The organism is Klebsiella sp. JB_Kp004, from assembly GCF_040065795.1.
Lineage (GTDB): Bacteria > Pseudomonadota > Gammaproteobacteria > Enterobacterales > Enterobacteriaceae > Klebsiella > Klebsiella quasipneumoniae.
On record NZ_JBEAKW010000001.1, the window covers coordinates 338,441 to 356,163 of the forward strand.

Annotated in this window: 18 protein-coding genes; 13 read left to right on the forward strand and 5 right to left on the reverse strand. The window is 58.2% G+C overall.

Features of this window, described 5'->3' with window-relative positions:
* Nucleotides 1–340: 340 nt before the first annotated feature.
* The gene (gene icd / locus ABLX76_RS01685) at nucleotides 341–1,591 is read right to left on the reverse strand and encodes an NADP-dependent isocitrate dehydrogenase (protein WP_023289166.1); all 1,251 of its coding nucleotides are present in this window, start codon (nucleotides 1,589–1,591) and stop codon (nucleotides 341–343) included.
* Nucleotides 1,592–1,831: 240 nt separating this feature from the next.
* Here icd and rluE point away from each other — a divergent pair, with 240 nt between their 5' ends.
* The 5 genes from rluE to purB are packed head-to-tail and all read left to right on the forward strand — an operon-like array spanning nucleotide 1,832 to nucleotide 6,190.
* Nucleotides 1,832–2,482 (forward strand): 23S rRNA pseudouridine(2457) synthase RluE, encoded by a 651-nt coding sequence (rluE, locus tag ABLX76_RS01690; protein ID WP_032452457.1) that lies wholly within the window; start codon nucleotides 1,832–1,834, stop codon nucleotides 2,480–2,482.
* A 16-nt stretch (nucleotides 2,483–2,498) separates the two neighbouring features.
* Nucleotides 2,499–2,957 carry an NUDIX hydrolase gene (locus tag ABLX76_RS01695; RefSeq protein ID WP_348873837.1) on the forward strand — a complete coding sequence of 153 codons (459 nt, stop codon included), beginning with the start codon at nucleotides 2,499–2,501 and terminating at the stop codon, nucleotides 2,955–2,957.
* 56 nt (nucleotides 2,958–3,013) lie between these two features.
* Nucleotides 3,014–4,120 carry a tRNA 2-thiouridine(34) synthase MnmA gene (mnmA, locus tag ABLX76_RS01700; protein ID WP_012542211.1) on the forward strand — a complete coding sequence of 369 codons (1,107 nt, stop codon included), beginning with the start codon at nucleotides 3,014–3,016 and terminating at the stop codon, nucleotides 4,118–4,120.
* 54 nt (nucleotides 4,121–4,174) lie between these two features.
* On the forward strand, nucleotides 4,175–4,816 hold the full coding sequence (gene hflD / locus ABLX76_RS01705; RefSeq protein WP_004140557.1) for a high frequency lysogenization protein HflD: 642 nt from the start codon (nucleotides 4,175–4,177) through the stop codon (nucleotides 4,814–4,816).
* Between the two features lie 3 nt (nucleotides 4,817–4,819).
* Nucleotides 4,820–6,190: an adenylosuccinate lyase gene (purB, locus tag ABLX76_RS01710; RefSeq protein ID WP_004176557.1), complete on the forward strand. Its 1,371-nt coding sequence runs from the start codon at nucleotides 4,820–4,822 to the stop codon at nucleotides 6,188–6,190.
* A 54-nt stretch (nucleotides 6,191–6,244) separates the two neighbouring features.
* Here purB and ABLX76_RS01715 read toward each other — a convergent pair whose 3' ends face one another.
* Together ABLX76_RS01715 and ABLX76_RS01720 are read right to left on the reverse strand one after the other, a co-directional pair.
* Nucleotides 6,245–6,607 (reverse strand): cupin domain-containing protein, encoded by a 363-nt coding sequence (locus ABLX76_RS01715; protein WP_348873839.1) that lies wholly within the window; start codon nucleotides 6,605–6,607, stop codon nucleotides 6,245–6,247.
* Between the two features lie 83 nt (nucleotides 6,608–6,690).
* Complete coding sequence (locus ABLX76_RS01720; RefSeq protein WP_023289162.1) at nucleotides 6,691–7,497, reverse strand: AraC family transcriptional regulator; 807 nt, start codon at nucleotides 7,495–7,497, stop codon at nucleotides 6,691–6,693.
* A gap of 21 nt (nucleotides 7,498–7,518) precedes the next feature.
* On the opposite strand from ABLX76_RS01720, the gene ABLX76_RS01725 reads away from it, so the two are divergent.
* The 4 genes from ABLX76_RS01725 to ABLX76_RS01740 all read left to right on the forward strand — a co-directional run bounded on the left by ABLX76_RS01725 (nucleotide 7,519) and on the right by ABLX76_RS01740 (nucleotide 11,123).
* Complete coding sequence (locus ABLX76_RS01725) at nucleotides 7,519–7,737, forward strand: hypothetical protein (protein ID WP_123822730.1); 219 nt, start codon at nucleotides 7,519–7,521, stop codon at nucleotides 7,735–7,737.
* Between the two features lie 41 nt (nucleotides 7,738–7,778).
* On the forward strand, nucleotides 7,779–8,450 hold the full coding sequence (gene phoP, locus ABLX76_RS01730) for a two-component system response regulator PhoP (RefSeq protein ID WP_004206636.1): 672 nt from the start codon (nucleotides 7,779–7,781) through the stop codon (nucleotides 8,448–8,450).
* Nucleotides 8,450–9,916, forward strand: coding sequence for a two-component system sensor histidine kinase PhoQ (gene phoQ / locus ABLX76_RS01735; protein ID WP_004206635.1), 1,467 nt, complete (start codon nucleotides 8,450–8,452; stop codon nucleotides 9,914–9,916). The genes phoP and phoQ overlap by 1 nt, the downstream gene beginning before the upstream one ends.
* A gap of 85 nt (nucleotides 9,917–10,001) precedes the next feature.
* Entirely contained in the window at nucleotides 10,002–11,123 is a 1,122-nt protein-coding gene (locus ABLX76_RS01740) for a cupin domain-containing protein (RefSeq protein ID WP_004206634.1), read from the forward strand.
* Nucleotides 11,124–11,616: 493 nt separating this feature from the next.
* On the opposite strand, the gene ABLX76_RS01745 is transcribed toward ABLX76_RS01740, so the two are convergent.
* The gene (locus ABLX76_RS01745; RefSeq protein ID WP_348873841.1) at nucleotides 11,617–12,108 is read right to left on the reverse strand and encodes a transposase; all 492 of its coding nucleotides are present in this window, start codon (nucleotides 12,106–12,108) and stop codon (nucleotides 11,617–11,619) included.
* Nucleotides 12,109–12,391: 283 nt separating this feature from the next.
* On the reverse strand, nucleotides 12,392–13,624 hold the full coding sequence (pepT, locus tag ABLX76_RS01750; protein ID WP_023289160.1) for a peptidase T: 1,233 nt from the start codon (nucleotides 13,622–13,624) through the stop codon (nucleotides 12,392–12,394).
* Between the two features lie 257 nt (nucleotides 13,625–13,881).
* Here pepT and potA point away from each other — a divergent pair, with 257 nt between their 5' ends.
* Genes potA through potD form a run of 4 tightly spaced genes read left to right on the forward strand, consistent with a single transcriptional unit; the run spans nucleotide 13,882 to nucleotide 17,684 of the window.
* Nucleotides 13,882–15,018 (forward strand): spermidine/putrescine ABC transporter ATP-binding protein PotA, encoded by a 1,137-nt coding sequence (gene potA / locus ABLX76_RS01755; protein ID WP_032452454.1) that lies wholly within the window; start codon nucleotides 13,882–13,884, stop codon nucleotides 15,016–15,018.
* Nucleotides 15,002–15,859, forward strand: a complete 858-nt coding sequence (gene potB, locus ABLX76_RS01760) for a spermidine/putrescine ABC transporter permease PotB (RefSeq protein WP_004150812.1) — start codon at nucleotides 15,002–15,004, stop codon at nucleotides 15,857–15,859. Before potA ends, potB begins: the two co-directional genes overlap by 17 nt.
* Complete coding sequence (gene potC, locus ABLX76_RS01765; RefSeq protein WP_004150813.1) at nucleotides 15,856–16,641, forward strand: spermidine/putrescine ABC transporter permease PotC; 786 nt, start codon at nucleotides 15,856–15,858, stop codon at nucleotides 16,639–16,641. Before potB ends, potC begins: the two co-directional genes overlap by 4 nt.
* Nucleotides 16,638–17,684: a spermidine/putrescine ABC transporter substrate-binding protein PotD gene (potD, locus tag ABLX76_RS01770; RefSeq protein ID WP_277475828.1), complete on the forward strand. Its 1,047-nt coding sequence runs from the start codon at nucleotides 16,638–16,640 to the stop codon at nucleotides 17,682–17,684. Before potC ends, potD begins: the two co-directional genes overlap by 4 nt.
* Nucleotides 17,685–17,723 lie beyond the last annotated feature (39 nt).

Sequence of the window (17,723 nt, forward strand, 5' to 3'; positions counted from 1 at the left end):
GCAGAACTGACTGCTTCAACTGCGTGAAAAATAGGGATGATCGATTTATGGGAGCATTGCGTCTTCATTGGGTTGCCCTCATGTAATTTATAATGTTGAGGCTCACATCGCGGATGTATTAACCAATGGGGAGACCAGTCAATGTGCTCGTACATAAAACGCAATAGCAAAGGATAGGTCACCTGGTGATCGAGGTAAGGAGTGGAAAGAAGTGGCCTTATGAGGTTTTTCGGGAGGGGTTTTGATAACTTGTTTTGATAAAATTTTGTTAACCGTTCGAAAACTAATAATAAAAACGGGAACCACCAGGTTCCCGTTCTGACATAATCTGGGGGCCAGATTACATGTTCGCGATAATCGCGTCGCCAAACTCTGAACATTTCAGCAGTTTAGCGCCTTCCATCAGACGTTCGAAGTCATAGGTCACGGTCTTGGCGGCGATAGCGCCTTCCATGCCTTTGACGATCAGGTCTGCGGCTTCGAACCACTGCATATGGCGCAGCATCATTTCTGCGGACAGGATGATGGAGCCCGGGTTCACTTTGTCCTGGCCTGCATACTTCGGCGCAGTACCGTGAGTCGCTTCGAACAGCGCGCACTCGTCGCCGATGTTGGCGCCCGGGGCGATACCGATACCGCCAACCTGTGCCGCCAGCGCGTCAGAGATGTAGTCGCCGTTGAGGTTCATACAGGCGATAACGTCGTATTCCGCCGGACGCAGCAGGATCTGCTGCAGGAAGGCATCGGCGATCACGTCTTTTACCACGATCTCTTTGCCGGTGTTCGGGTTCTTGATTTTCACCCACGGGCCGCCGTCGATCAGCTCGCCGCCGAACTCTTCGCGAGCCAGCTGGTAGCCCCAGTCTTTGAACGCGCCTTCGGTGAACTTCATGATGTTGCCTTTGTGAACGATGGTCACAGAGTCACGATCGTTGGTGATCGCATACTCAATGGCTGCACGAACCAGGCGTTTGGTGCCTTCTTCAGAGCACGGCTTGATGCCGATGCCGCAATGTTCCGGGAAGCGAATTTTCTTCACGCCCATCTCATCGCGCAGGAATTTGATCACTTTGTCTGCTTCAGCAGAGTCGGCTTTCCACTCGATGCCGGCATAGATATCTTCGGAGTTTTCACGGAAGATAACCATGTCGGTCAGTTCCGGGTGCTTAACCGGGCTCGGGGTGCCCTGGTAGTAACGTACCGGACGCAGGCAAACGTAGAGATCCAGCTCCTGACGCAGCGCCACGTTCAGGGAACGAATGCCGCCGCCGACTGGGGTAGTCAGAGGACCTTTGATAGCAACGCGGTAGTCACGAATCAGATCGAGGGTTTCAGCTGGCAGCCAGACATCCTGGCCATAGACGTGGGTCGATTTCTCACCGGTGTAAACTTCCATCCAGGAAATTTTACGCTCGCCCTTATAGGCTTTCTCAACGGCGGCATCAACCACTTTCAGCATCGCTGGGGTAACGTCAACGCCGATACCGTCACCTTCAATGAACGGGATAATCGGATTATGAGGGACGTTCAGTTTACCGTTTTGCAGGGTGATTTTTTGACCTTCCGCCGGAACTACTACTTTGCTTTCCATTAACCTCTCCTTCGAGCGCTTCTGGTTCTGCTCTTCCCTCTTCACGCGAGCCTGGTGTTGGCTGAGTCGGCCAGCTTCGGAGTACCGGGTCTTCCCGCTAACCGGAGCTATCGCGTCCGTGTCGCCTTCCTGCCTGTGTTGCGAATCGGTTTGAGCAATTTTTTGTTAATAATTTGTAATGAGCATGTCAATACTACCTGAATGTTTGCGTCCATGAAAGGCATTCGTAATTAGGCTATAATGCGGCAATTGATAGAGCCTGAAAATACCATGCAGAAAACTTCATTTAGAAAACATCGCGTTGAGCGATTCAGCACACAACAAGTCACCAGACAACGCAAAGAACGCCAGCCAAAAACTGTGATCTTGTTCAATAAACCCTATGATGTGTTGCCGCAATTTACCGACGAGGCCGGGCGCAGCACGCTGAAAGATTTTATTCCCGTAGCGGGCGTCTACGCCGCAGGTCGACTCGATCGCGACAGCGAAGGGCTGCTGGTGCTGACCAACGATGGCGCGCTGCAGGCGAAGCTGACCCAGCCGGGTAAACGCACCGGCAAGATCTACTACGTCCAGGTGGAAGGCGAACCCACCCCCGAGGCGCTGGCCGCTTTGCGCGACGGCGTCACCCTCAACGATGGCCCCACCCTGCCTGCCGGCGTAGAACTTGTGGAGGAGCCCGCCTGGCTGTGGCCGCGCAACCCGCCGATTCGTGAGCGCAAATCGATCCCCACCCGCTGGCTGAAGATCACGCTCTACGAGGGACGCAACCGTCAGGTGCGCCGGATGACCGCCCACGTCGGCTTCCCTACCCTGCGGCTGATCCGCTACGCTATGGGCGGCTACACCCTCGACGGGCTGGCCAACGGCGACTGGCGCAAAGCCGAATAACCGAAAAGGAAAAGCGATGTTTAAACCTCATGTCACTGTTGCCTGCGTGGTTCACGCTCAGGATAAATTTCTCATCGTCGAAGAGACCATTAACGGCAAAGCATTGTGGAACCAGCCGGCGGGCCATCTCGAGGCCAATGAAACGCTGCTGCAGGCCGCCGAACGTGAACTGTGGGAAGAGACCGGCATTCGCGCCACGCCGCAGCGCTTCATCCGCATGCATCAGTGGCTGGCCCCCGATAACACCCCGTTTCTGCGCTTCCTGTTCGCCATCGAACTTAGCGATCTGTGCGCCACTGAACCGCACGACAGCGATATCGATCGCTGCCTGTGGCTCAGTGCTGAGGAAATTCTTAACGCGCCAAACCTGCGCTCGCCGCTGGTTGCCGAAAGCATTCGCTGCTACCTGCAGGACCCGCGCCAGCCGCTGTCGCTGATTGGCGCATTTAACTGGCCGTTCACAGGGGGTGAATGAACGGTGAGCGCGTGCTAGAATACGCCGCCTCGAAGTTCAATGTAGCGAGTATTTCCATGTCAGAAAGCCAGAAAAAAGTGATCGTCGGCATGTCCGGCGGCGTCGACTCCTCGGTCTCCGCGTACCTGCTGCTGCAGCAAGGGTATAAGGTGGAAGGCCTGTTCATGAAGAACTGGGAGGAAGACGACGGCGAGGAATACTGCACCGCCGCCGCCGACCTTGCCGATGCGCAAGCGGTCTGCGATAAGCTGGGCATTGAACTGCACACCGTTAACTTTGCCGCCGAATATTGGGATAACGTCTTTGAGCTCTTCCTGGAAGAGTACAAAGCCGGCCGCACGCCGAACCCGGATATTCTGTGCAATAAAGAGATCAAATTTAAAGCCTTCCTCGAGTTTGCCGCTGAAGACCTCGGCGCCGACTACATCGCCACCGGGCACTATGTGCGCCGCGCCGATGTCGACGGTAAAAGCCAGCTGCTGCGCGGTCTCGACGGCAACAAAGATCAGAGCTACTTCCTTTATACCCTCAGCCACGAGCAGATTGCCCAGAGCCTGTTCCCGGTGGGTGAGCTGGAAAAACCGCAGGTGCGTAAGATCGCCGAAGAGCTGGATCTGATCACCGCGAAGAAAAAAGATTCCACCGGCATCTGCTTTATCGGCGAGCGTAAATTCCGCGATTTCCTTGGCCGCTATCTGCCGGCGCAGCCGGGCAAAATCCTCACCGTCGACGGCGAGGAGATCGGCACCCATCAGGGGCTGATGTACCATACCCTGGGCCAGCGTAAAGGACTGGGTATCGGCGGCACCAAAGAGGGTAGCGAAGACCCATGGTATGTGGTCGATAAAGACGTGGAGAATAATATTCTTATCGTCGCCCAGGGCCATGACCACCCGCGCCTGATGTCCGTCGGCCTGATTGCCCAACAGCTGCACTGGGTTGACCGTGAACCGCTGCAGGGCACCCTGCGCTGCACGGTGAAAACCCGCTATCGCCAGACCGATATCCCCTGCACCGTTACCGCGCTGGATGAAGACCGTATCGAAGTCCGCTTCGATGAGCCGGTCGCGGCGGTGACCCCGGGCCAGTCCGCCGTGTTCTATTTGGGTGAAGTGTGCCTCGGCGGCGGAATTATTGAACAACGACTGCCTCTGCAGTCCTGAACGCGCGTTATTTCCGCCGGGACGAACCGCCCCGGCGGCTGACAAGGAGTATGTGTGGCGAAGAATTACTATGACATCACCCTGGCGCTGGCTGGCGTTTGCCAGGCGGCGCGACTGGTTCAGCAACTGGCGCATCAGGGACATTGCGACAGCGATGCCCTGCATGTGTCGCTGAACAGCATCATCGACCTCGATCCCGAGTCGACGCTGGCGGTGTTCGGTGGCAGTGAAGCCAATCTTCGCCTCGGCCTTGAAACGCTGCTCGGGGTGCTCAATACCAGCAGCCGTCAGGGCCTCAATGCGGAACTCACCCGCTATACCCTGAGCCTGATGGTGCTGGAGCGCAAGCTCGCCGCCAGTAAAGGGGCGATGGACACGCTCGGCAACCGCATCGCCGGCCTGCACCGTCAGCTGGAGCACTTTGACCTGCAGTCCGAAACGCTGCTCAGCGCCATGGCGGGCATCTATGTCGATGTGATAAGCCCGCTGGGCCCGCGTATTCAGGTGACCGGCTCCCCTGCCGTGCTGCAAAGCCCGCAGGTGCAGGCGAAAGTTCGCTCAGCGCTGCTGGCGGGGATTCGCGCCGCGGTGCTCTGGCATCAGGTGGGCGGCGGACGTCTGCAGCTTATGTTTTCCCGTAATCGTCTGGTTAACCAGGCAAAGCAAATTCTTGCTCATTTAACCCCGGAGTTGTGATCTATGGAATTATCCTCACTGACCGCCGTTTCCCCTGTAGACGGCCGCTACGGCGATAAAGTCAGCGCGCTGCGCGGTATCTTCAGCGAATTCGGTTTGCTGAAATTCCGCGTTCAGGTGGAAGTACGTTGGCTGCAAAAACTGGCCGCCCACGCAGCGATCAAGGAAGTTCCTGCTTTTGCTGCCGACGCAAACGGTTTCCTTGACAAAATCGTCGCCGATTTCAGCGTCGAAGACGCCGAGCGCATCAAAACCATCGAGCGCACCACTAACCACGACGTGAAAGCGGTAGAGTACTTTCTGAAAGAGAAAGTCGCTGACGTCGCCGAACTGCACGCCGTGTCGGAGTTTATTCACTTCGCCTGTACGTCCGAAGATATCAATAACCTCTCCCACGCGCTGATGCTGAAAACCGCCCGCGACGAAGTGGTTCTGCCTTACTGGCGCAAGCTGATTGACGCGGTAAAAGATCTGGCGACCCAGTACCGCGATGTACCGCTGCTCTCCCGTACCCACGGCCAGCCGGCGACGCCGTCCACCATGGGTAAAGAGATGGCGAACGTCGCCTACCGTATGGAGCGCCAGTACCGTCAGCTGAACCAGGTGGAAATCCTCGGTAAAATCAACGGCGCGGTGGGTAACTACAACGCCCACATCGCTGCCTACCCGGAAGTCGACTGGCATCAGTTCAGCGAAGAGTTTGTCACTTCGCTGGGCATTCAGTGGAACCCGTACACCACGCAGATCGAGCCGCATGACTATATCGCTGAGCTGTTTGACTGCATCGCGCGCTTCAACACCATTCTGATCGACTTCGATCGCGACGTGTGGGGCTACATCGCGCTCAACCACTTCAAACAGAAGACCATCGCCGGGGAAATCGGCTCCTCCACCATGCCGCACAAGGTGAACCCGATTGACTTCGAAAACTCCGAAGGCAACCTCGGCCTGGCCAATGCGGTCATGCAGCACCTGGCCAGCAAACTGCCGGTTTCCCGCTGGCAGCGCGACCTGACCGACTCCACCGTCCTGCGTAATCTCGGCGTGGGCATCGGCTATGCGCTGATCGCCTATCAGTCCACCCTCAAAGGGATCAGCAAGCTGGAGCTGAACCAGGATCGCCTGCTGGACGAACTGGATCACAACTGGGAAGTACTGGCTGAGCCGATCCAGACCGTGATGCGTCGTTACGGTATCGAAAAACCGTACGAGAAGCTGAAAGAGCTGACCCGCGGCAAACGCGTTGACGCGGAAGGGATGAAGCAGTTTATTGACAGCCTCGCCCTGCCGGAAGAGGAAAAAGTGCGTCTCAAAGCGATGACTCCGGCCAACTATATCGGTCGGGCAACCACCATGGTTGACGAGCTGAAGTAAGCGCCCTGCCCCTCTTTCCGCCGGAAAGAGGGGCGTTTTATCGCCGGAAGGCGATCAGATCCAGACGTCGTTCACCGCCGTCCGCTCGCCCCCCTCGTGGCCGGTATTCAGCACCCCGCGCGGTTCAATCAGCAGCAGCTTCGCTTCCATCTCCGCCGAGGTCCTATGTTCCACCCCGCGCGGCACGACGATCATCTCCCCGGCCTTCACCAGCACATGTCCGTCGCGGAAGTCCACGCGCAATACCCCCTCCACCACCATCAGCGTCTCATCGGTTTCCGGATGGCTGTGCCAGATAAAGTCGCCGGCGATGCGCACGATCTTGAACTGATAGTCGTTCATTTCGGCCACCACTTTGGGCTGCCATTGTTCGCTGAACAGGGAAAATTTATGAGCAAAATTAACGAGTTGATACATAGGCTGTCTCCTTGTGATAAAGGCAGTCAGCATAGTTCACCGCGCCGCGGTCACGCTTGAACGATTGTGCAACCTGCGCCGCCTTAGCCGCGGATCGCCCGCAGCCAGCGCCCCGGAGAGAGGCCAAAGCGGCTGATAAACTGGCGCGTCATGTGGCTCTGGTCGGCAAAGCCCGCCTCGGCGGCAATATCCACCAGACGCTCCCCGGCGCGCATCCGCTGGCGACAAAAATCGAGCCGGCGCATCATGACGTATCGCCACGGACTGGTGCCGTACAGCGTTCTGAAATCGCGGCTCAGGCTCCAGCGGTCCCGGCCGCTGACCTGCGACAGGATGTCGAGGGTCATATCCTGCATAAAACAGGCATGGATATACTCCCGGGCCCTCTCCGCCGCCTGATAATCAAACGCCTGGCGACGGGAACGCTGCCCGCCGACCACGGCCAGGGTCTGCGCCAGGTCGTACAGGGCGTCCTCTTCCTCCAGCGGCTCGAAGGTAGCCGTGACCGCTTTCAACAACGGTTGCGCGGCGCGACGTAGCCGAGGATCCGCCGACAAGCCGCCGGGGATAAACGGCAATGGCCTGCCGCCGAGTATCTTCTGGATCAGCGCGGGTTCGATATAGGCCATGCGGTAGTGAAACCCCGCCTCGGTGCCCGCCTCGCCATCGTGTATTTCGTCCGGGTGAAGGACCATCGTCCCGCCGGGCAGACTGTGCTGTAGCCCGCCGCGATAGTGAAAGCTCTGCACGCCGGCGATCGTCTGGCCGATGGCGTAGGTGTCATGCCGGTGCGGCTCATAGCCGTGGCCGCCGAAGAAGGCTTCGATGCGCTCCGTCCGACTGGGCGACTGCGCCAGCCTGACCCAGTCCGCGCTCTGCTGCTGAGACATAATGGATAACCTGCGGCGTCATTGAGGGATAATTCCAGCACTATTACACAAAAAATTAACATCACCAACCCGCCGCTGCCCGCGCCCTGCCGCTGGGCGTTTGCTGAAATTACGCATAGAATGAAGGAGTTCCATGCCCGTGCGCAAAAGGCGCCGCCCAACGCCGACCTGCCCGGCGATGCTGCACGCCGTTTGTATAAAAAGCTTTATTTAACAGCTGTTTATATTTTGCGTATATAATAAGCGTCAGACTACTTTCGAAATTGCAAGGGAGAACAGCCATGCGCGTACTCGTGGTTGAGGATAATGCCCTGCTGCGTCACCACCTCAAAGTTCAGCTACAGGAGCTGGGCCATCAGGTCGATGCCGCAGAGGATGCCAAGGAAGCGGATTACTATCTGGGCGAACATCTCCCGGATATCGCCATCGTCGATCTCGGTCTGCCGGACGAAGATGGATTATCGTTGATCCGCCGCTGGCGCAGCCACGACGTGTCACTGCCGGTGCTGGTGCTGACCGCCCGCGAAGGTTGGCAGGATAAAGTCGAAGTGCTGAGCGCCGGGGCGGATGATTACGTCACCAAGCCTTTCCATATTGAAGAGGTTGCCGCCCGCATGCAGGCGCTGCTGCGCCGCAACAGCGGCCTGGCCTCGCAGGTGATCTCTCTGCCGCCGTTCCAGGTCGACCTCTCCCGGCGCGAGCTGTCGGTGAACGACCAGCCGATCAAGCTGACGGCTTTTGAGTACACCATTATGGAAACCCTGATCCGCAATCGCGGCAAAGTGGTCAGTAAAGATTCGCTGATGCTCCAGCTTTACCCGGATGCCGAACTGCGTGAAAGTCATACCATCGACGTGCTGATGGGCCGGCTGCGTAAGAAAATTCAGGCTGAATACCCGCAGGACGTCATCACCACGGTGCGCGGCCAGGGCTATCTGTTCGAACTGCGCTGATGAAGGGACTGTTGCGGCATATTTTCCCGCTGTCGTTACGGGTTCGCTTCCTGCTGGCGACCGCCGGGGTGGTGCTGGTGCTCTCCCTGGCTTATGGCATGGTGGCGCTGGTGGGCTACAGCGTCAGCTTCGATAAAACCACCTTCCGTCTGCTGCGCGGCGAGAGCAATCTCTTTTATATGCTGGCCAAATGGGAGAACGGCGCCATTGACGTCGATATCCCGGAAAATCTGAATATGGAAAGCCCGACGGTGACCCTTATTTACGATGAGAAGGGCAAACTGCTGTGGGCGCAGCGCGATGTCCCCTGGCTGACAAAACGCATTCAACCGGATTGGCTGAAACGCAATGGCTTTCATGAAATTGAAGCCGATGTCGACAGCAGCAGTATGCTGTTGCGCAATAACCATGAGGTTCAGGAACAGCTGGACGCCATCCGCGAACAGGGCGACGATTCGGAGATGACCCACTCGGTGGCGATCAACTTCTACCCGGCCACCAGCAAAATGCCCCAGCTCAGTATCGTGGTGGTCGACACCATCCCGGTGGAGCTCAAGCGCAGCTATATGGTGTGGAGCTGGTTTATCTACGTGCTGGCCGCCAACCTGTTGCTGGTGATCCCCCTCCTGTGGGTCGCCGCCTGGTGGAGCCTGCGCCCCATCGAGTCGCTGGCCAAAGAGGTGCGCGAGCTGGAGGAACATCACCGCGAGAAGCTCAATCCCAACACCACCCGCGAGCTGACCAGGCTGGTCAGCAACCTTAACCGGCTGGTTCGCAGCGAGCGTGAACGCTATGACAAATACCGCACCACCCTCACCGATCTCACCCACAGCCTGAAAACGCCGCTGGCGGTGATGCAGAGCACGTTGCGCTCGCTGCGCGGCGAGAAGATCAGCGTCGACGAGGCGGAGCCGGTGATGCTGGAGCAGATCAGCCGTATTTCGCAGCAGATTGGTTACTATCTGCATCGCGCCAGCATGCGCAGCGGCGGCACCTTGCTGAGCCGGGAGCTGCACCCGATCGCCCCCCTGCTCGACAGCCTGACCTCCGCCCTCAATAAGGTTTATCAGCGCAAGGGGGTCAATATCTCGCTCGACATCTCGCCGGAGATCAGTTTTGTCGGCGAGCAGAACGATTTTATGGAAGTGATGGGTAATGTTCTCGATAACGCCTGTAAGTACTGTCTGGAGTTCGTGGAGGTTTCCGTGCGCCAGACCACCGACAGCCATCTGCACATTCTGGTGGAAGACGATGGGCCGGGGATCCCGCCGAGCCAGCGCCGCGCTGTCTTCGACCGCGGTCAGCGGGCGGATACTCTGCGTCCCGGCCAGGGGGTGGGGCTCTCCGTCGCCCGGGAAATCGTCGAACAATATGACGGGGAGATCATCGCCGGCGAGAGCCTGCTCGGCGGCGCCTGCATGGAGGTGGTGTTTGGCCGCCAGCTGATGGAAGATAAAGAGAGTTAATCGTTGAGTTTTTTCACGGCGCCTGCATCGCCGGGGCGCCGCATCCGTTATAATCCCTGTCAGACACCTGCAGTGGAATATCAATATGGATTATCAATTAACGCTTAACTGGCCCGACTTTATCGAACGCTACTGGCAAAAACGGCCGGTGGTACTGAAGCGCGGCTTCGCCAATTTTATCGACCCGCTGAGCCCGGACGAACTGGCTGGACTGGCCATGGAGAGCGAGGTCGATAGCCGCCTTGTCAGCCATCAGGATGGAAAATGGCAGGTCAGTCACGGTCCCTTCGAAAGCTACGATCACCTGAGCGAAAACAACTGGTCCCTGCTGGTACAGGCGGTCAACCACTGGCATGAGCCGTCGGCGGCGCTGATGCACCCGTTCCGCGCCCTGCCGGACTGGCGTATCGACGACCTGATGATCTCCTTCTCTGTACCGGGCGGCGGCGTCGGCCCGCATCTGGATCAGTATGATGTGTTTATCATCCAGGGCACTGGCCGTCGGCGCTGGCGCGTCGGGGAAAAAGTGCCGATGAAACAGCACTGCCCGCATCCGGACCTGCTGCAGGTTGACCCCTTCGAGGCGATCATCGATGAAGAGATGGAGCCGGGCGATATTCTCTATATTCCGCCAGGATTCCCGCATGAGGGATATTCGCTGGAAAATTCGCTGAACTATTCGGTCGGCTATCGCGCGCCGAATGCCCGCGAGCTGTTCAGCGGCTTTGCCGACTACGTTCTCCAGCGCGAACTGGGCAGCCAGCGCTACGCCGATCCGGACGTGCCCTCCCGCGACCATCCGGCGGATATTTTACCGGCCGAACTCGACCGCCTGCGCGAGATGATGCTGGGGCTGATTAACCAACCGGAGCACTTTAAGCAGTGGTTCGGCGAGTTTATCACTCAGTCGCGTCATGAGCTCGACGTCGCGCCGCCGGAGCCGCCGTATCAGCCCGATGAAATTTACGATGCCCTGCAGCAGGGCGATACCCTGGAACGCTTGGGCGGCCTGCGGGTGCTGCGCATTGACGGCGAGGTGTTCGTCAATGGCGAGAAGATCAACTCTCCGCACCGCCCGGCGCTGGACGCCTTAGCCACCCACCTGACGCTGCGCGCCGACCATTTTGGCGATGCGCTGGAAGATCCCTCTTTCCTCGCCATGCTGGCGGCGCTGGTCAACAGCGGCTACTGGTTCTTTGGCGACTGAGTGCCATCCTGCCCGGCGGCGCTGCGCTTGCCGGGCCTACGGGTTCCGCGGTCACCTGTTGGACCCCAGGCCGGATAAGGCGTTAGCCGCCATCCGGCACGAAGACAGGCACCCGCTCTGCTGTTGACCGCCCGGCGGCGCTGCGCTTGCCGGGCCTACGGGGTCTGCGGTCACCTGTTGGACCGTAGGCCGGATAAGGCGTTAGCCGCCATCCGGCATAAAGACGAGTACCCGCTCTGCTGTTGACCGCCCGGCGGCGCTGCGCTTGCCGGGCCTACGGGTTCTGCGGTCACCTGTTGGACCGTAGGCCGGATAAGGCGCAGCCGCCATCCGGCACGAAGACAGGCACTCGCTCTGCTGTTGACCGCCCGGCGGCGCTGCGCTGGCCGGGCCTACGGGTTCCGCGGTCACCCGTTGGACCGTAGGCCGGATAAGGCGTTACCCGCCATCCGGCACTTTGTGGTTTCGATGGCGGCAATGTCTTACCCGAGCATTATCGCCTCTCGCCTGCATCAAATTCGCTTACCTCACCCGCCCACTCCGGGGGGTACCATCCCCGGCGCACATCACGATGAAAGGTCGAATACGGCCAATCCTGCACCCGACGGACATAACCGTGCTTAACGGGATTGATATAAACGTAATCCATATGCCGCCGGTAATCTTCTTCATTACGGATGGCATGTTCCCAGAAGCGCGGTTGCCAGATATGGCGCTGCGCCAGCGCCCGGGTAAACGTTTTTTTAATATCCCGCCAGCGACCGGAATAATCGGTATCCCCCTCAGGCAGAGTCCAGATGCAGTGCATATGCTCCGGTAAACCCCCCCAGGCGTTAATCAGAAAAGGTTTTTTGCTTTTAACCAGCGCTGTAGCGATACGCAGATGAGCAATATGCCGCGTCAGGAGATCGCTGTGGCGATTTTGCAGGTTAACGGTGAAGAACCAGCAGCCGCCGGGGATATAACTGCGACGATAGTCAGACATGTGAGGTTCCCTCCTCAGTATTAGCCTTATCGCTTTTGCCCGGCGGCGCTGCGCTTGCCGGGCCTACGGGTTCCGCGGCCACCGGTTGGGCCCCAGGCCGGATAAGGCGCAGCCGCCATCCGGCACGAAGACAAGTTCCCGCTCTGCTGTTGACCGCCCGGCGGCGCTGCGCTTGCCGGGCCTACGGGTTCCGCGGCCACCGGTTGGCCCCCAGGCCGGATAAGGCGCAGCCGACATCCGGCGTCTTGTCCGACACGCGGCCCTACCGGGCTGCCTGAGAAGATTAATGCCCTTTTCGTGCCGCCGTCAGCTCGGCGATACGCACGATCACCTGCACCGCTTTCTCCATCCCTTCCAGGGTGACAAACTCATGTTTGCCGTGATAGTTGTAGCCGCCGGTAAAAAGGTTCGGGCATGGCAGTCCCATAAACGAGAGCTGCGCCCCGTCGGTACCGCCGCGGATCGGCTTCATCTGCGGTTCGATATCGCAGTCCACCATGGCCTGGCGGGCAATATCGACCACGTGCGGATGGGCGATCACCTGCTCATGCATATTGTAATAACTGTCCTCGATCACCAGCTCGATATAGCAGTCCGGGTGCAGCCCCTTGCCCACCTTTTTGGCGATCTCCATCATCTTGCGCTTGCGCGCCTCGAAGTGCTTACGGTCAAAATCGCGGATGATGTAGTGCATCTCGGCCCGATCGACGCTGCCTTTGATACTGGTGAGATGATAAAAGCCTTCATAGCCTTCGGTAGTCTCCGGCGCCTCGTCGGCCGGCACTTCGGCATGAATCCGCGCGGCCAGCGACAGCGCGTTGACCATCACCCCTTTCGCGGTGCCGGGGTGCACGTTGTTGCCGACGATCTTAATGGTCACCGAGGCGGCATTGAAGTTTTCAAACTCCAGTTCGCCGACCCCGCCGCCGTCAACGGTATAGGCCCAGCGGGCGTCAAAGGCCTCGACGTCGAAATGCTTCGCCCCTTTTCCGACCTCTTCATCGGGGGTGAAGGCCACGCGGATATCGCCGTGGGGGATATTTTTCGCCTGCAGGGTCGCCAGCGCGGTCATGATCTCGGCGATGCCGGCCTTGTCGTCCGCCCCCAGCAGCGTTTTCCCGTCGGTGGTGATCAGCGTCTGACCCAAAAGCTGATGGAGAACCGGGAACATCACCGGGGAGAGCACCTCATCGCCGATACCCAGCGCAATATCGCCGCCGCGATAGTTTTCGACAATCTGCGGGTTAACGTTTTTGCCGCTGAAATCCGGGGAGGTGTCGACGTGAGAGATAAAGCCGATGGCCGGGATATCGCCCTCGACGTTGGCAGGCAGGGTTCCCATTACCGTCCCCTTTTCACTCAGCGTTACCTTGACCAGTCCCATTTCTTCCAGCTGCGCCTGCAACAGGCGTAACAGCTTCCACTGCCCTTCCGTGCTGGGGACCTGACGAACGCCAGGCTTCGACTGCGTGTCCAAAGAAACGTACTGCAAAAAACGCTCAAGCAATTTATCCATGTAGCCACCCTCTTCTTTTGTGACAACATTATTGATAAGCCAGAAAAGACAAATATTGCGTCAGGTCATTCTTAGCCCGTAAAGCGAAATTTAATAACGGAACCGACGTTATGGTGTAAAGGTAGACTATGCAGGCGTATCAAGGATTGGCGATTACCCTCGTTTGCCGTAGAATGCTGGCCCTTATTAAAAACGTGCAACCCCAAAGGTGGTTAATCACAAACCCCGCAGCGGTCGGAAGTTTCCGTTGCGTCTACATGGGACAGAGTCAAAAATTGAATATACAACCGCGTTCGCGTTCGCCGCTGGTGCAACTGGCGGGAATTCGCAAAAGCTTTGATGGTAAAACGGTCATCGATAACCTTAACCTGACCATCAACAATGGTGAGTTTCTCACCCTGCTTGGCCCCTCTGGCTGCGGTAAAACCACCGTTCTGCGCCTTATCGCCGGCCTGGAAAACGTCGACAGCGGACGGATCCATCTCGAAGATCACGATATCACTCATGTTCCGGCGGAAAACCGCCACGTTAATACCGTATTCCAAAGCTACGCCCTGTTTCCGCATATGACGGTGTTCGAGAACGTCGCCTTCGGCCTGCGGATGCAGAAAACCCCGGCGGCGGAAATCACTCCGCGGGTGATGGATGCCTTAAAGATGGTGCAGCTGGAGACGTTTGCCCAGCGCAAACCGCACCAGCTCTCCGGCGGCCAGCAGCAGCGCGTGGCCATCGCCCGCGCGGTGGTCAACAAACCGCGCCTGCTGCTGCTCGATGAGTCCCTTTCGGCGCTGGATTACAAGCTGCGTAAGCAGATGCAGAACGAACTGAAAGCGCTGCAGCGTAAGCTCGGCATCACCTTCGTCTTCGTCACGCACGACCAGGAAGAGGCCCTGACCATGTCCGATCGCATCGTGGTGATGCGTGATGGCAAAATCGAACAGGACGGCACCCCGCGCGAGATCTACGAAGAGCCAAAAAACCTGTTCGTCGCCAGCTTTATCGGCGAGATCAATATCTTCGACGCCACGGTCATTGAACGCCTCGACGAACAGCGCGTGCGGGCCAGCGTGGAAGGGCGTGAATGCAACATCACCGTCAATTTTGCGGTGGAGGCCGGCCAGCGTCTGCATGTCCTGCTGCGCCCGGAAGATCTGCGCGTCGATGAGATCCACCACAACAGCGACGCCGACGGCCTGATCGGCTATGTGCGCGAGCGCAACTATAAGGGCATGACTCTCGAGTCGGTGGTGGAGCTGGAAAACGGCAAAATGGTGATGGTCAGCGAATTCTTTAACGAAGACGACCCGGATTTCGACCACTCTCTTGACCAGAAAATGTCTATCAATTGGGTGGAGAGCTGGGAGGTGGTGCTGGCCGATGAAGAACACCAGTAAATTCCAGAATGTGGTGATCGCCACCATCGTCGGTTGGCTGGTGCTGTTTGTCTTTCTGCCCAACCTGATGATCATCGCCACCAGCTTCCTGACCCGCGACGACGCTAACTTCGTCAAGCTGGTCTTCACGCTGGACAACTACTCGCGGCTGCTGGATCCGCTCTATTACGACGTGCTGCTGCATTCGCTGAACATGGCGCTGCTGGCGACCCTCGCCTGCCTGGCGCTGGGCTACCCGTTTGCGTGGTTCCTTGCCCGGCTGCCGCAGAAGGTGCGGCCTCTGCTGCTGTTCCTGCTGATCGTTCCCTTCTGGACCAACTCGTTGATCCGCATCTACGGGCTGAAGATTTTCCTCAGCACCAAAGGCTACCTGAACGAGTTTCTCCTGTGGCTGGGAGTGATCGACACGCCGATACGCATTATGTTCACCCCGTCGGCGGTGATTATCGGCCTGGTGTACATCCTGCTGCCGTTTATGGTGATGCCGCTCTACTCCAGCATTGAGAAACTGGATCGGCCGCTGCTGGAAGCGGCGAAAGATCTCGGCGCCAGCAAGCTGCAGACGTTTATCCGCATCATCATTCCTCTGACCATGCCGGGGATCATCGCCGGCTGCCTGCTGGTCATGTTGCCGGCGATGGGGCTGTTCTACGTTTCCGACCTGATGGGCGGCGCCAAGAACCTGCTGATCGGCAATGTGATCAAGAGCCAGTTCCTCAATATTCGCGACTGGCCGTTCGGCGCGGCAACCAGCATTACCTTAACCCTGGTGATGGGCCTGATGCTGTTGATTTACTGGCGCGCGGCGCGCCTGCTGAATAAAAAGGTGGAGCTGGAATGATCGGTCGACTGCTGCGCGGCGGCTTTATGACCGCCATCTACGCGTATCTCTACATCCCTATTATTATTCTGATCGTTAACTCGTTTAACCGGTCGCGTTTCGGCATCAACTGGCAGGGGTTCACCACCGACTGGTACAGTCTGCTGATGAACAACGATAGCCTGCTGCAGGCCGCCCAGCACTCGCTGACCATGGCGGTGCTGTCGGCGACCTTCGCCACCCTTATCGGCTCGCTAACCGCCGTGGCGCTGTACCGCTACCGTTTTCGCGGCAAACCGTTCGTTAGCGGCATGCTGTTTGTGGTGATGATGTCGCCCGATATTGTCATGGCCATCTCCCTGCTGGTGCTGTTTATGCTGATTGGCGTCCAGCTTGGCTTCTGGTCGCTGCTGTTTTCGCATATCACCTTTTGCCTGCCGTTTGTGGTGGTCACCGTTTACTCCCGGCTGAAAGGCTTCGATGTGCGGATGCTGGAGGCGGCGAAAGATCTGGGCGCCAGCGAGATGACCATCCTGCGCAAAATCATCCTGCCGCTGGCCCTGCCGGCGGTGGCGGCCGGGTGGCTGCTGAGCTTCACGCTGTCGATGGATGACGTGGTGGTCTCCTCGTTCGTCACCGGTCCGGGGTATGAAATCCTGCCGCTGAAGATCTATTCGATGGTCAAGGTCGGCGTTTCGCCAGAGGTGAACGCTCTGGCAACGATACTGTTGGTTCTGTCGCTGGTGATGGTCATCGCCAGTCAGTTAATTGCACGTGATAAAACTCAGGGGACGTTAAAATGAAAAAATGGTCACGCCACCTGCTCGCGGCGGGCGCTCTGGCAATCGGCATGAGCGCCGCCCACGCGGACGACAGCAAAACGATCTACTTCTACAACTGGACCGAATATGTGCCGCCGGGCCTGCTGGAGCAATTCACCAAAGAGACCGGCATCAAGGTTATCTACTCGACCTACGAGTCGAACGAAACCATGTACGCCAAGCTCAAGACCTATAAAGATGGGGCGTACGACCTGGTCGTCCCGTCGACCTACTTCGTCGACAAGATGCGTAAAGAAGGCATGCTGCAGAAGATCGATAAGAGCAAGCTGACTAACTTCAGCAACCTCGATCCGCAGATGCTGAACAAACCGTTCGACCCGAATAACGACTACTCCATCCCCTACATCTGGGGTGCGACGGCCATCGGCGTCAACAGCGACGCTATCGATCCGAAAACCGTCACCAGCTGGGCCGACCTGTGGAAGCCGGAATACAAAAGCAGCCTGCTGCTGACCGACGACGCGCGCGAAGTGTTCCAGATAGCGCTGCGTAAGCTGGGCTATTCCGGCAACACTACCGACCCGAAAGAGATTGAAGCCGCCTATAACGAGCTGAAAAAACTGATGCCCAACGTCGCGGCGTTTAACTCCGATAACCCGGCGAACCCGTATATGGAAGGCGAAGTGAACCTCGGCATGGTATGGAACGGTTCGGCTTACGTCGCCCGCCAGGCTGGTACGCCGCTGGAAGTGATCTGGCCGAAAGAAGGCGGCATCTTCTGGATGGACAGCCTGTCGATCCCGGCAAATGCGAAAAACGTCGACGGCGCGCTGAAGCTGATTAACTTCCTGCTACGCCCGGATGTCGCCAAGCAGGTCGCGGAAACCATCGGCTACCCCACGCCAAACCTGGCGGCGCGCAAAATGCTCAGCCCGGCCGTGGCCAACGATAAATCGCTCTATCCGGACGCCGCCACCATCGAGAAAGGCGAATGGCAAAATGACGTCGGCAGCGCCAGCGCTATTTATGAAGAGTATTACCAGAAGCTGAAAGCGGGCCGCTAATCCCGCCGGGCGGAACCGCGGTTCCGCCCTTTTTTTGCT